Annotated in this window: 10 protein-coding genes and 1 tRNA gene; 7 read left to right on the forward strand and 4 right to left on the reverse strand. The window is 67.4% G+C overall.

The window, feature by feature from the left end:
* Positions 1–739 precede the first annotated feature (739 nt).
* The 4 genes from KGQ19_RS42385 to KGQ19_RS42400 all read right to left on the reverse strand — a co-directional run bounded on the left by KGQ19_RS42385 (position 740) and on the right by KGQ19_RS42400 (position 5,302).
* Positions 740–1,324, reverse strand: coding sequence for a hypothetical protein (locus KGQ19_RS42385; RefSeq protein ID WP_212020173.1), 585 nt, complete (start codon positions 1,322–1,324; stop codon positions 740–742).
* Positions 1,325–1,332: 8 nt separating this feature from the next.
* On the reverse strand, positions 1,333–3,768 hold the full coding sequence (locus tag KGQ19_RS42390) for a ricin-type beta-trefoil lectin domain protein (protein ID WP_212020175.1): 2,436 nt from the start codon (positions 3,766–3,768) through the stop codon (positions 1,333–1,335).
* Between the two features lie 134 nt (positions 3,769–3,902).
* Positions 3,903–5,072 carry a winged helix DNA-binding domain-containing protein gene (locus tag KGQ19_RS42395; RefSeq protein WP_212020177.1) on the reverse strand — a complete coding sequence of 390 codons (1,170 nt, stop codon included), beginning with the start codon at positions 5,070–5,072 and terminating at the stop codon, positions 3,903–3,905.
* The gene (locus KGQ19_RS42400; RefSeq protein WP_212020179.1) at positions 5,069–5,302 is read right to left on the reverse strand and encodes an SCO4848 family membrane protein; all 234 of its coding nucleotides are present in this window, start codon (positions 5,300–5,302) and stop codon (positions 5,069–5,071) included. The genes KGQ19_RS42395 and KGQ19_RS42400 overlap by 4 nt, the downstream gene beginning before the upstream one ends.
* A 111-nt stretch (positions 5,303–5,413) precedes the next feature.
* On the opposite strand from KGQ19_RS42400, the gene dnaE reads away from it, so the two are divergent.
* The 7 genes from dnaE (at position 5,414) to KGQ19_RS42435 (ending at position 13,710) form a co-directional block, all read left to right on the forward strand.
* Complete coding sequence (gene dnaE, locus KGQ19_RS42405) at positions 5,414–8,983, forward strand: DNA polymerase III subunit alpha (protein WP_212020181.1); 3,570 nt, start codon at positions 5,414–5,416, stop codon at positions 8,981–8,983.
* Between the two features lie 2 nt (positions 8,984–8,985).
* Positions 8,986–9,603, forward strand: coding sequence for a nitroreductase family protein (locus KGQ19_RS42410; RefSeq protein ID WP_212020183.1), 618 nt, complete (start codon positions 8,986–8,988; stop codon positions 9,601–9,603).
* 63 nt (positions 9,604–9,666) lie between these two features.
* Positions 9,667–10,491, forward strand: coding sequence for an inositol monophosphatase family protein (locus KGQ19_RS42415; RefSeq protein WP_212020184.1), 825 nt, complete (start codon positions 9,667–9,669; stop codon positions 10,489–10,491).
* A gap of 86 nt (positions 10,492–10,577) precedes the next feature.
* Complete coding sequence (locus KGQ19_RS42420; protein ID WP_212020186.1) at positions 10,578–10,895, forward strand: ArsR/SmtB family transcription factor; 318 nt, start codon at positions 10,578–10,580, stop codon at positions 10,893–10,895.
* On the forward strand, positions 10,892–11,410 hold the full coding sequence (locus KGQ19_RS42425; protein ID WP_212020189.1) for an SRPBCC domain-containing protein: 519 nt from the start codon (positions 10,892–10,894) through the stop codon (positions 11,408–11,410). Before KGQ19_RS42420 ends, KGQ19_RS42425 begins: the two co-directional genes overlap by 4 nt.
* A gap of 117 nt (positions 11,411–11,527) precedes the next feature.
* Positions 11,528–11,612: transfer RNA gene (locus KGQ19_RS42430), tRNA-Tyr, on the forward strand.
* A 325-nt stretch (positions 11,613–11,937) separates the two neighbouring features.
* Positions 11,938–13,710: a phospholipase D-like domain-containing protein gene (locus KGQ19_RS42435; RefSeq protein ID WP_212020191.1), complete on the forward strand. Its 1,773-nt coding sequence runs from the start codon at positions 11,938–11,940 to the stop codon at positions 13,708–13,710.
* Positions 13,711–13,800: the final 90 nt, after the last annotated feature.

Genomic DNA, 13,800 nt, shown 5'->3' on the forward strand with positions numbered 1-13,800 from the left:
CGCATCGCTAACCTGCGTCTTCGTTCCTTGCGATTGCTATTCTTCCGGCTGGTTTTCGGTTCGTTCCCCTCGGTCGCGTCGGCAGGGCTTCGCCTACAGCGCCGGTGGCCGGGGGTCAAGTTCGCGCTGAACCAAACCGCAGCTCAGACCGCCAACCGCAAGCGCGCGGACTTTACCCCCGGACACCGGTGCTGTACCCATCGGGCTGACGACGCGACCGAGGGGAACGGACCGCACCACCCCACAAACCACAGCCGCTGAGACTGACCCAGGCACCCGAGGGAACCGCGCTAGTTTCCCTGAGGTTGCCGAGGCCCGCCGGAGGCCCGGCCCTTCACCACAGCCCTTGACCTTGACCTTGACCTTCAGCTCTTGATCTTGCCTGTGCTGTTGATCTTGCTCTTGATCTGGCCCTTTGCCCTTGCTCTGACTTGCCGGTGTTGAAGAGGCCTGAGGTGGGGCGGGGTTGTGAACGCGCGAACCGGCAGCCAAGTCACAGACTCGCCGCCTCGAACCCCGAACCGGCACAACTATGACCGAAGGCCGTAAAAAGCTTTGAAAACCCACAAACTAACCGCACCCGGCCCGCAAACCCCAGCCCTCCCTCTCCCCAAAATCACCCGAACCCCGAACAACCCACGGGAGCCTAGAAGCTGAGCAGCGCGACCACGCAAAGCAGCACAGCGTCTGCGCCGCCTCGCCAGACCGGCCGCCAACCCGCCACCAACCCACGCACACCCTAAAGCGCCGCGTCCATCACCTTCGGCATCTGCGTCTGGGCGATCTGCTCGCACAGCGCCCTCCGCTGAGCCGACGACGTCGTCTGCGGCATCGTCTTCGGCATCGGCACGGTCAACATCACCGCGGCGTTGCGCTTCACCTGCTCAACCGTGCACGTCATGTCGGCGTAGTCCGCCGATCCGTAGGCGACGTTCGCGTTCAGGCGCGTGAGATTGTTGTGGCTGAACAAGTCGTTCGCCCGCCAGGTGCCGTCGTGGACCTGCTTGTCCGGGTACTTCTCCGTCGTCAACACGCTCATGTTGCTCGCCCCGAACAAGTCGACCTCGACTGAGGTCTGGTCGTCGAAACTCTCACAGCGGATGTTGCTGTAGGCCGGGTGCAGCCCGTGGATATCCGCGGCGTCCGTCACGTTCTGGCCGACCTTGAAAGCCGGCTTGCCGACCACTGCCGCCGAGAGCTTGTCGCACGCCGGCAACGACTTGTAGTCACCGGCCTTGTCACGGCTCAGATAAAGCGCCGTCGTCGTCCCGGCAGCAGCCAGGACGACGACGGCACCGATGATCCCCCATGTCTTTCCGCTCATTCACCGGATTATGGCATCGTCCATTGCTGGTTGGCCCCGTCGTTGCAGTCCCAGATCTCCAGCTGGGTGAAGTTGGCGGTGTTGGATTGCGGGTCGTCCAGGCACTTGCCGGAGGACGCGCTCACCAATTCGCCGTTCGCCTGCGGGGTCCACACCTGGTTCTGGCCGGCGTTGCAGTCCCACAGCTCCACCAATGTGCCGTTGGTGCTGTTGTTGCCGGTGACGTCCAGGCACTTGCCGCTGGCCCCGTTGAGCTGCAAGTAGCCGTTGGCGTAGTACCAGGTCTGGGCCGGGCTGGTGTTGCAGTCGTACATCTCGACCGGGTTGCCGTCGGCCAGCGAGTCGTACCTGTCGTCCAGGCACTTGCCGGCCTCGGCCGACGGGACCGCGCCCTGGTGCAGGATCTGGGTCGAACCCGGGTTGACGGAGAAGTCCGAGAACTCGTCCGTCTGGTAGCCGGTGACGCCCAGACCGGCCTGACCGTTGGTGAAGCTGCTGTCGGTGGCGCTGCCGATCGCGGTGCCGTCGACGGAGGCGGTCAGGGTCGAGCCGTCCAGCTGGAACGCCACCGTGTGCCATTTGTTCAGGCCGAGTCCGGAGATCGTCCCGCTGGCCAGGGTCGTGAAGTTCCACGAGGTGTCGCTCTTCACGATCGACCAGGCCCCGGAGTCGCTGACTCGCAGATGGTAGGCGTTCAGGCCGTTGTTGTTCGTGCCCTGGATGTTCGCCCGGCCGATCAGCTCCACGCTGCCGGACTGCTCGAACAGCGTGTCGGCCTGGACCGTGTAGTTGGACCAGGTCTGGTCGCCGACCAGGGTGTAGGGCGCGTCATAGGACTCGCCGGTCCAGCGGATCGGCTCGTAGCCGGCCATCTGACGCAGGCAGGTCCCGGCGCGGCCGGCGTCGCAGGGAGCGGTCTGGAAGGCGCCGTTCATGTCCGAGAAGTAGAGCGGCGAGGTGGTGGTGGCCGGGGTGTTGAAGTCGTTCGTGTAGGGCAGCGGCATGGTCGAGGGGGCCGGCGGCGTGGTGACGCCCTTGCCCTGACCGGTGGTCGTGCTGAAGGTGTAGACGTAGCCGGGCTGCAGGGTCGTCGAGTAGGACCCGCCGGACGGCGTGATGTCCGAGCTGTGCACGAACCAGTCGGAGGAGCTGCCGGACTTCACGTTCGTCTGCCAGACGTGCACGGTCCCGTTCGACAGACCGCCGGTGACGTTGACCGTCACGTTCTGCGCGGCCGTGGCGTCCATGGTCTCCACGACGGTGCTGTAGTCACTGCCGTTCGGCGACTTCAGCGAGACGTAACTGCCGTTGGACCGGTCGCCGCCGAGATAGCCGCTGCCGGAGTCCAGGTACTGCCAACCGGGTTCGGTGAACTGCGAGGTCTGCGCCATCACCCAGGTGGTCTGGCCTATGTAGTAGTTGCCGGACCACGGCTGGTTGGCGATCCCCAGGCCCTGGTCGGCGTAGTGCAGGTTCGGGTAGATCGCGGAGATCAACGGCCAGTTGATGTACGCGGTCATCTTGCCGTCGATGTAGTCCCGGTTCAGCGCGCGGGCGATGCTCGGCGCGCCAAAGGTGGAACTGCCGTCGGTCGACTCCGAACCGTTCTCACTGGCCCACAACGGCTTGTTCAGGTTCAGCGCGTTCTGCGTGCTGTCGCACGAAGTGAAGGCGCTGCCGTAGCCGCAGGGGTAGTGGACGCCGACGATGTCCACGGAGTTGTTGAAGTTCGAGTCCGTGGTCATGGCGTCCGCGACGTCCCAGCCGCTGTCGGCCCCGACCACCTTGGTCGCGCCGTAGCCGTGCGCGACCAGCGCGCTCTTGAGGTTCTCGTAGAAAGTGGCGTCGTAGCCCCTCTCGTTCCAGCCGCCGAGGTAGTCGACGCTCAGGTGGTGCTGGGCCGCGCAGCCGAACCAGTCCATCAGATAGTTGACAGTGTCGGTGGACCAGAACCCGCCGTTGATCCACCCCGGGGCGCCCCAGGCCAGACCGTAGATCTTGATGTTGGGGTTGCGGGCCTTGGCCTGCTCGGCGAGCCACCACTCGTAGCCCTGGTCGCAGTCGACGACCCCGCGGCTGTGCTCGTGCGAGGCCTCGGCGCCGTCGGTGGAGTTGGTGTCGCCGCCGATCTCGATCTTCAGGATCTGCAGCGAGGCACCGTATCCGGGCTTGAACAGGTAGTCCAGGATCTCGCTGCGCTGCGGCTCGGGATAGTCCACGAGCAGCCGCGAGTTGCCGCCGCCGCCGCTGATCGCGCCGAGGCCGTCGAAGGTGCGCCCGGAAGCGTTGCCGTCGACGGTGATCGTGGTGTCGGTGGCGGTGGCGGACTTGCCCGCCTTGGCCGCCTGCGCCGTCGGGGAGGTGACGGCCAGGCCGGTCAGGACACTGAGAAGGAGGGTGAGGACCGTGGCGAGCGCGGTGCGTCGTCTAGCTGTGGGTGGCATAGCACGCTCCAACAAATTCGACTACGAATGAACGTCATCGATCGCAATCGCACAGGCTAGGCGCACCCTCACCCAACGTCAACAGGCTCCTTACAGTCTGTTCCGAAACAACATATTCACGGCACCGAGCGGTATCAGCCCTCTGTGAGCTCCCGCTCCATCGGCGTCCGGAAACGCGGCGTCACACGGTGCTCCCCCAGAATCTTCTGCCACCGCTCGGCCTCAGCGGCGATGAGCTTGTCCGCCGCGCTGCCCACGTCCCGCGACATCCCCGTCACAATGGTTCCGTCAGGCCGCTGGGCCCAGCCCCCGACGACCTCGCCGTTCCACCAGACCGTCGGCCCGACGTTCCCCGCACGGTCGAACAACCCCGGCCGGATCCCGTCGGCGAGATACCACGTGCGCGCCTGCCACCCCATCGCCGTCGGGTCGAGCCCGGGCAGCAACGCGGCCCACGGCTCCGGCGCCTCCACGACGTCCAGATCGTCGGGCAGGACCCACGCCGGCGCGTCGTCCGCCTCGACCTTCACCGCCACCGCCCCGATCGCCTTCAGGGCCTTGCGGGCATCGGTGACCTTCCACCCGGTCCACCACTTCAGATCGGCCTCGGTGGCCGGCCCGAAGGCCCGCAGCCAGCGCCGGGCCAACTCGGCCTGCGCATCGGCCACCGGGATGTCCGCGTGCCCCGCGCCCGGCTCCCACCGATGCTGGCTCGACAGCCACGATCCGACCGGCCGCCCGCGCACCACCGCGCCGTCGAAGCCGAGCACCCGCAGCACCCGGCCCGAGGCCGGCTGCCAGGCCTCCCACTTCGTCCCCTTGCCGTACAGGACCTGATCCCGCAGTCCCGGCACGGTCTTGCCCAGCTCCGCTCCGGTCGCCGAACCACGCCGCCGCACTTCGGCGATCGTCTCGGCCTCGACGCGTTCCAGCCAGGCCGCGTCCAGTCCGGCGGCCGTGGCGTTCTTCAGCAGGAGCCCGCGTTCCTTGACCCACATCTCCCGGGTCGTGGAGGCCTGCACCACCGACGCCAACTCCGCCGGGACCACGAACAGGGTCTGGCGCATGCCGTGCATGCGTACCAGAGTCCGGTCGTCGTAGAGCGCGCGCTCGACCTCCGCGGTCTCCGGCGCGGCCAACCGCGCCAGCGCCGAGAGGTAGACCGTGGCCGCGTCCGTGGCGTGCAGCGCGACCAAGGCGTCGGCCACCGCCTCGGCGGACGTCGCACGCAGTCCCGGGGCCAACAGGTGTCGCGTCGCCAGCCGGGCCCGGCGTTCGCCATCGGTCACCACACGAGAAGTCACGCGTTCATCTTGCGCAGCCCCAGCACCGAGCGCCACCCGATCACGCCGATCGACACCCCGGCCACGACGGACACGGCCACCAGCACCGCGTGCACCAGGAAGAACGACGTGGGCCCGTTGTCCCACGACCTTTTGTCGTCCCAGATGGCCTCCATGAACCGCGGCCAGATGATCACCGACCACACTCCGAAGCCGACCAGGAACCACGACGCGACACGCCCGAGCTTCACTTGCACTCCTTACCTGCGGCGGGCCGGAAACCCACCCCGATGCGAACCTTGGATCTAGTAAATCTCGTAGACTTCTCGGGCCGCGCCCGCCCCACCCGCAGGAGGATCCCTGTGTCCGATTCCTTCGTCCACCTGCACGTTCACACCGAGTATTCAATGCTCGACGGTGCGGCACGGCTGAAGGACATGTTCAAACACGCCTCCGAGTTGGGCATGCCCGCGGTGGCGATGACGGACCACGGGAACATGCACGGCGCGGCCGACTTCACCAAGCAGGCGACGGCCGCCGGGATCAAGCCGATCCTGGGGATCGAGGCTTACGTCGCGCCGGAGTCGCGCTACAACCAGAAGCCGATCCGCTGGGGCCAGCCGCACCAGAAGGGCGACGACGTCTCCGGCGGTGGCCTCTACGGCCACGCCACGATCTGGGCCAAGGACGTCACCGGTCTACAGAACCTCACCAAGCTCTCCTCGCGCGCCTTCACCGAAGGCTTCGCCCGCAAGTACCCGCGTATGGACGCCGAGCTGATGGCCGAGCACTCGGCCGGGCTGATGGCCACCACCGGCTGCCCCTCGGGCTTCGTCCAGACCCGGCTGCGCCTGGAGCAGTTCGACGACGCCTACGCCGCCGCCGCCCAGTACCAGGAGATCTTCGGCAAGGAGAACTTCTACCTGGAGCTGATGGACCACGGCCTGGAGATCGAGACCCGGGTCCGCGAGGGCCTGCTGGAGATCGGCCGCAAGCTCAACATCCCGCCGGTGGTCACCAACGACTCGCACTACACCTACCAGCACGAGTCGGCCGCGCACGACGCGCTGCTGTGCATCCAGACCGCCTCGAACATCGCCGACCCGGACCGCTTCCGGTTCGGCGGCGACGGCTACTACCTGAAGACCGCGGACGAGATGCGGGCGATCAGAACCGACGACATCTGGCAGGAGGGCTGCCGGAACACGTTGCTGATCGCCGAGAAGGTCAACCCGGAGGGGATGTTCTCCTATCGGAACCTGATGCCGCGGCTGGATCCGCCGGACGGGCTGAACGAGGACCAGTGGTTCCGCAAGCTCGCCTACGACGGTCTGAACAAGCGCTTCCCGGCCGGGGTGCCGGACGAGAAGATCTACCACGACCGCCTGGAGTTCGAGCTCGGCATCATCTTGTCGATGGGCTTCCCGTCCTACTTCATCGTGGTCGCGGACTTCATCAACTGGGCCAAGGACAACGGCATCGCGGTCGGCCCGGGCCGCGGGTCGGCCGCAGGGTCGCTGGTCGCGTGGTCGCTGGGCATCACCGACGTCGACCCGATACCGTTCGACCTGCTCTTCGAGCGGTTCCTGAACCCGGACCGGGTCACCCCGCCCGACATCGACATCGACTTCGACGACCGGCGCCGCTCGGACGTGATCCGCTACGTCACCGAGAAGTACGGCGAGGACAAGGTCGCGATGATCGCCACCTTCGGCCGGATCAAGGCCAAGGCGGCGATCAAGGACTCCAGCCGGATCCTGGGCTACCCGTTCGCGATGGGCGACCGCATCACCAAGGCGTTGCCGCCGGACGTGATGGGCAAGTCGATGCCGCTGACCGGCGTCTTCGACAGCAACCACCCGCGCTACGGCGAGGCCGGCGAGATCCGCGGGATGTACGAGCAGGACGCGGACGTCAAGAAGGTCATCGACACCGGCCGCGGGGTCGAGGGCCTGATCCGGCAGCCCGGGGTGCACGCGGCCGGCGTCATCATCTCCCCGGAGACGATCACCGACCACGTGCCGGTCATGATGCGCCCGGCCGACGGCGTCATCATCACGCAGTTCGACTACCCGACCTGCGAGGAAATCGGCCTGATCAAGATGGACTTCCTCGGTCTGAGGAACCTGACGATCATCACCGACGCCCTGAACAACGTCGAGACCACCACCGGCCAGCGGCTGAACACGCTGGAGTTCCCGCTCGACGACCCGCTGACGTACGAGTTGCTGTGCAAGGGCGACACCCTCGGCGTGTTCCAGCTCGACGGCGGCCCGCTGCGCTCGCTGCTGCGCCAGATGCGCCCGGACAACTTCGAAGACGTCTCGGCCATCATCGCCCTGTACCGGCCCGGGCCCATGGGTGCGAACTCGCACATCAACTACGCCGAGCGCAAGAACAACCGGCAGCCGATCACCCCGATCCACCCGGAGCTGGAGGCACCGCTCAAGGAGGTCCTGGGGGTCAGCTACGGCCTGATCATCTACCAGGAGCAGGTGATGGCCGCCGCGCGGGTGCTCGCCGGCTACTCCCTGGCCCAAGCGGACCTGCTGCGCCGGGCCATGGGCAAGAAGAAGAAGGAAGTCCTCGACAAGGAGTACGTGGGCTTCGAGAAGGGCATGGCCGACAACGGCTACTCGGCCCAGGCCACCAAGGCGGTGTGGGACGTCCTGGTCCCGTTCGCCGACTACGCGTTCAACAAGTCGCACTCGGTCGCCTACGGCTTCATCGCGTACCAGACCGCGTATCTCAAGGCCCACTATCCGGCCGAGTACATGGCCGCGCTGCTCACCTCCACGGCCGTCGACAAGGACCGCTCGGCGATCTACCTGGGCGAGTGCCGCCGGATGGGCATCAAGGTACTGCCGCCGGACGTCAACGACTCGCTGCACCAGTTCACCCCGGTCGGCACCGACATCCGCTTCGGCCTCGGCGCGATCCGCAACGTCGGGGAGAACGTGGTCTCCTCGATCATCGCCACCCGCAAGGCCAAGGGCCGCTTCACCTCCTTCAGCGACTTCCTGGCCAAGGTGGACCTGCCGGTCTGCAACAAGAGGACGATCGAATCGCTGATCAAGGCCGGCGCCTTCGACTCCCTGGGGCACTCCCGGCGCGGTCTGATCGAGCAGCACGAGCGCGCGATCGACTCGGTGGTGGACGTCAAGAAGCAGGAGGCGCTGGGCCAGGACTCGCTGTTCGGCTCGCTGCTGGACGGCGGCCAGGAGGCCATCACCGGCGGTGTGGAGATGACGTTCTCGGACATCGAGTGGGACAAGAAGGTCCTGCTCAGCTTCGAGCGCGAAATGCTGGGCCTGTACGTCTCGGACCATCCGCTGTCCGGCGTGGAGAACCTGCTCGCGTCCAAGGCCGACTGCTCGATCGCCTCGCTCACCGGGGACACCGAGCGCGCCGACGGCTCCATCGTCACCATCGCCGGTCTGGTCGCCGGGCTGGCCCGCAAGGTCACCAAGCAGGGCAACACCTGGGCCGCTGCCTCCGTCGAAGACCTCGAGGGCGGCATCGAGACGATGTTCTTCCCGCAGACCTACCAGCTGTACTCGACCCAACTGGCCGAGGACGCGGTGGTCGTGGTGAAGGGCCGGCTGGACAAGCGCGACGACGTGCCGAAGCTGATCGCGATGGAGGTCGCGCTGCTCGACATCTCGGCGGCCGGCAGCAGCGCCCCGGTGGTCCTGCACGTCTCGGAGTCCCGCGTGATCCCGGCGACCGTGGAGCGCCTCAAACGGATCCTGACCCGCCACCCGGGGACCACTCCGGTGCGCATGCACCTGAAGAGTCCCACCGACAAGGTGGTCCGCTACCAGCTCGGCGACAACCTGCGGGTCGCGAACTCGCCCGCGCTGAGCTCCGATCTCAAGGTCCTCCTGGGCGCCGGCTGCTTCGGCGCCGACCCCTCGCAATCAGCGGAGTGAGCATGGAATTCCAGGATGTGATCCGCAAGCGGAAGATGGTCCGGGCGTTCACGACCGACCCCATCGCCCCGGAGGTCGCCGAGCGCCTGCTGCGCGCGGCCAACCGCGCGCCGTCCGCCGGCTTCTCGCAGGGCTACGCGATGCTCGTGCTGGAGTCGGCCGAGGACCGCGCGGCGTTCTGGAAGGCGATGGACCCCGAGGACGAGTACGCCGGCACACCGCTGCGCAACGCGCCGCTGCTCGTGATCCCCTGCTCCAACAAGGACATCTACCTGGACCGGTACGCCCGCCCGGACAAGGGCTGGAGCGACCGGGACGAGGCGCGCTGGCCGGTGCCGTTCTGGCACATCGACACCGGGATGCTGACGATGCTGTTGCTGCTGGCGGTGGTGGAGGAGGGGCTCGGGGCGCTGTACTTCGGTATTCCGCCGGAGTCGATCGGGAACGTGCGCGGGGAGTTCGGGATCCCGGACGAGTTCACGCCGATCGGGGCGGTGGCGATCGGGCATCCGGATGAGGATCGGGACGCTAGGCAGAAGACGTCGCGGAAGACGATTACGCGGCGGGGGGTCGAGGACATCACGCATCGGGGGCGTTGGGGCGCTGCGGCGAACCAGTAGCCGCCGGTCCACAGGCCGGACAACCGATGCCCACGCCTTGCGGTCGTCTGCGACAGTGAGACTGTGATTTCCTTCGCGGAGCTGGCCGAAGTAGAAGACATCATCCGTTCCGTCAACGAGAAAGCGGTCCTGCCGCGCTTCCGGAGTCTGAATGACTCCGACATCGCCATGAAGGGCCCGATGGATCCGGTCACGGTCGCCGACCGCGAGGCCGAGGACCTGCTGCGCGAGCGCCTGACGGCGTTCCTGCCGGGCTCGGTCGTGGTGGGTGAGGAGGCGGTGTCCGAGGATCCGTCGGTCCTGGACGCCCTCACCGGTGCCGCGCCGGTGTGGATCGTGGACCCCATCGACGGCACCCGCAACTTCGTCGCCGGTTCCGGCCGCTTCTCCACGCTGGTGGCGCTGGCCGTCGGCGGTGTGCTGCAGGCCTCCTGGACGTATGCGCCGGTGATCGGCCGCATCGGTACGGCATTGGCGGGGCACGGCGCCCAGGTGGATGGCGTTCCGGCCCGGGTGGCGGCGGGACCGGGCGGTGCCTCGCTGCCGGTCACCACCAGCCATCCGGTGTGGTGGCCTCTCACCTACGGCCGGGCTGTGGACGCGCTGCGGGACGCGGAGTTGGACGTCCGCTACTTCGACGCCTGCGGCATCGAATACCTCGACCTGGCCATCGGGGCGCGTTCTGCGATGGTGCTCACTTGGGAGCACAGCTGGGACCACGCCGCCGGACTGTTGCTGGTCGCCGAGGCCGGCGGTCATGCCGCGGCGCTGGATGGCGCGCCGGTGCGGCTGGCGGGCGGCAACGCGCTGCCGTTCGTGGCGGCTGCGGATGCGGCGACGGCCGGGCGGATCCGGGAGATCATCGTGGAATCCGGGCAGGCGGGCTAGAAACGAGGCGGCCGGTCGCTGGCCGCCTCTCTTGGTGTGCCGTATATGCCTTGACGGATATATAACTGATGAGGCAAACTCAAGTCATGACAGTAGCCGCGGCCTTCCAAGCGCTGGGCGAGCCGCGCCGGCTGGCCATCCTGGAACTGCTCCGCGAAGGCGAGAAGTCCGTCGGCGAACTGTCCGACCAGCTGGGCGCGAGCCAGCCGGCCGTCTCCAAGCACCTGCGCGCACTGCGCGAGGCCGGCCTGGTCGAGGTCCGCCCGGAAGCCCAACACCGCTTCTACCGGATACGCCCCGAACCGCTGGCCGAGCTCGACGACTGGCTGGCCCAGTACCGCCGGCTGTGGAGCCGCAGCCTGGACCGCCTGGAAGCACATCTGGATGACCGGAGGAAGCCATGAGCGAGGCACACGAAGCATCGTTGACGACCGGCGGCACGCAGGGAGCCGCGATCCGTCTGGAGCGCGTCCTCCCCGACCCACCCCGCGTGGTCTGGCAGGCCCTGACCGACCGCGACCAGCTCAAGACCTGGTTCCCCTGCGACGTGATCGTCGCCGACGGCCGTTGGGAGCCCGGGGCCGCCATCACCTTCGCCTTCGGCCCGGAGCCGGACGCTCTCACCATCAAGGGCGAGGTGTTGGAGGCGCGGGAGCCGGAGTCCCTGGCGTTCACCTGGGGCGAGGAGACCCTGCGCTTCACTCTGACCCCGCACGGCGAGGGCACCAAGCTGGTCCTGGTCGACGAGCTTCGGCCCGGCGTCGCCGCGCGCAACGCCGCGGGCTGGGACTCGTGCCTGGAGATGCTGGCCGGCGGCGCTCGCGACAAGGACGCCTGGCAGCCGCGCTTCGAGCGCTACACGGCGCTGTTCGCCCCGGCTCTCGGGGAGCAGGAAGGCCCGCCCGCCGGTATGAAGTGAGCCGCGCGGTGCTCAGCCGCGATGGACCAGAGGAAAACCATTGGGCCGGACGCCGTCATCCGGCTTACCGTAGTCGCACGACGAGCCACGTGTCAGGACTCTGACACGTGGCTTCGTGCGGGCGCACCGGAGTCGGAGAACCGGGCCTGGCTGTAACCCAGGTGGCTTTGCGCCTGAGTAGGTTCGACTCCTACCGCCCGCACACACCGGCGCTGTCTATCAGAATCCTGTTTTCCGGATATGTCAGCGATTCATCACCGAAAGCCGCTTTACCGGCCGCGGACGACTTCGTGTTCGCCTCTTGATTCGATCATCGGAGCTCGGGCATCCTGGAAGGCTCGCCAGGCACCGCCAGGACCGCCGGCGTCCGATGCCCCGTGCGCTTTCCGCGCCGCGCGCGCATATGACGAGCGTTGTTCATCTAAAAGTTCTGTCAAATACTCTATGCACCTTAAGTGCTGATCTGTACTTTCCCTTGTGGGTCAACCGCCCTGCCCTCTCCGAAGACCACAATCAGGAGAACCGGAATGCTCAGATCCGCCATACGCCGCGTCGGGCTCGGCGTGGTCGCCACCGCGACCGCCGCGTCCGGCGCGCTGCTGGTGGTCCCCGCGGCCCACGCCGCCGGGACCTACAACCTGCTGATCCTGCCCGACCAGGGCGAGAACGCGATCTACAACTTCATCAACACGGCGACGAAGACCATCGACGTCACGATGTACGAGCTGCGCGACACCACCGTCACCTCGGCGCTGGTGAGCAAGGAGAAGGCGGGCGTCAAGGTCCGGGTGATCCTGGACGGCAAGCAGACCACGGTGAACAGCGCCGCCTACAGCGCCCTGCAGGCCGGCGGCGTGCCCGTCATCTACAGCTCCTCGGCGTTCACCTACACGCACCAGAAGACGATCACCGTCGACGGCGCGACGTCCTGGATCAGCACCGGCAACCTGGACACCAAGTACTACGCCACCTCGCGTGACTACTCGGTGTTCGACACCGACCAGAACGACGTGTCCGCGGTGGAGCAGGTGTTCGGCGCCGACTTCACCGACACCTCGATCACGCCCGGCGACGGCGACAATCTGGTCTGGTCCCCGACCGACTCGCAGACCCACCTGCTGGCCCTGATCAACGGCGCCACCAAGACCCTGGACGTGCAGGAAGAGGAGTTCCAGGACCCGGCGCTGGTCAGCGCGATCGTGGCGGCGGCACAGCGCGGCGTGACGGTGCGGTGCGTGCTGGAGAACGAGTCCGGCACGTACAACAGCGAGATCAGCCAGGTCGAGGCGGCCGGCGTCAAGGTCACGCAGTACACGTCGTCGACCGGTTTCTACGTGCACGCCAAGGCCATCGTCGCCGACTACGGCACCGCGAGCGCGAAGGTGTTCCAGGGCTCGGAGAACTTCTCGGACAACTCGCTGAACCACAACCGCGAGCTGGGCCTGATCATCTCCGACGCCGGCGTGCTGACCGGCATCGAGAACACCTTCACCGCCGACTTCAACCAGACGCCCAGCAACGGCGGCGGCGGCACCTCCACCATCGCGGTCAGCAACCCGGGTAACCAGACGGGCACCGTCGGCACCGCGGCCTCGGTCCAGATCGCGGCCTCGGACTCGGCCGCCGGCCAGACCCTGACCTACTCGGCCACCGGCCTGCCGGCCGGCCTGGCCGTCAACAGCGCCACCGGCGCCATCTCGGGCACCCCCACCACCGCCGGCACCGACTCGGTGACCGTCACCGCCACCGACGGCACCGGCGCCACCGGCAGCACCAGCTTCAGCTGGACCGTCAACGCCGCCGGCACCGGCGGCAGCTGCGCCGGCGGCCAACTCCTGGCCGACCCCGGCTTCGAGAACGGCACCAGCGACACCGCCTGGACCGCCTCCAACAGCGACATCATCAACAACGACACCACCGACGAACCGGCCCACACCGGCTCATGGGACGCCTGGCTCGGCGGCAACGACAACACCACCGACACCCTGGCGCAGACCGTCACCATCCCCAGCGGCTGCACGAACTACACGTTCAGCTTCTGGCTGCACACCGACACCGCCGAGACCAGCACGACCAAGGCCTACGACACCCTGACCGTGCAGGTCCTCGACGGCTCGGGCAACGCGCTGGGCACCGTCCACTCGTTCACGAACCTGAACGCGAACACCGGTTTCGCCCAGCAGACGTACTCGCTGGCGCAGTACGCCGGCAAGACCGTCACCCTGCAGTTCACCGGCAAGAACGACTACGAGGACCCCACCTCGTGGGTCATCGACGACACCGCGCTCACCGTGAGCTGACGCATCGTCGCCGGCCGCTCCCGACCGCCGTTTTCGGTGGGCGGGAGCGGCCACGTATACGAATACGACCCGCCCGGTCAGCGCCCGCGC

The sequence above is a fragment of the Catenulispora pinistramenti genome (assembly GCF_018274385.1).
GTDB lineage: Bacteria > Actinomycetota > Actinomycetes > Streptomycetales > Catenulisporaceae > Catenulispora > Catenulispora pinistramenti.

Excerpts from the sequence above, each read along its gene's own strand:
- KGQ19_RS42385 (WP_212020173.1), bottom strand. The coding sequence starts at position 1,324 with ATGAGCGGAAAGACATGGGGGATCATCGGTGCCGTCGTCGTCCTGGCT.
- KGQ19_RS42390 (WP_212020175.1), bottom strand. The coding sequence starts at position 3,768 with ATGCCACCCACAGCTAGACGACGCACCGCGCTCGCCACGGTCCTCACC.
- KGQ19_RS42410 (WP_212020183.1), top strand. The coding sequence starts at position 8,986 with ATGGAATTCCAGGATGTGATCCGCAAGCGGAAGATGGTCCGGGCGTTC.
- KGQ19_RS42420 (WP_212020186.1), top strand. The coding sequence starts at position 10,578 with ATGACAGTAGCCGCGGCCTTCCAAGCGCTGGGCGAGCCGCGCCGGCTG.
- KGQ19_RS42425 (WP_212020189.1), top strand. The coding sequence starts at position 10,892 with ATGAGCGAGGCACACGAAGCATCGTTGACGACCGGCGGCACGCAGGGA.
- KGQ19_RS42435 (WP_212020191.1), top strand. The coding sequence starts at position 11,938 with ATGCTCAGATCCGCCATACGCCGCGTCGGGCTCGGCGTGGTCGCCACC.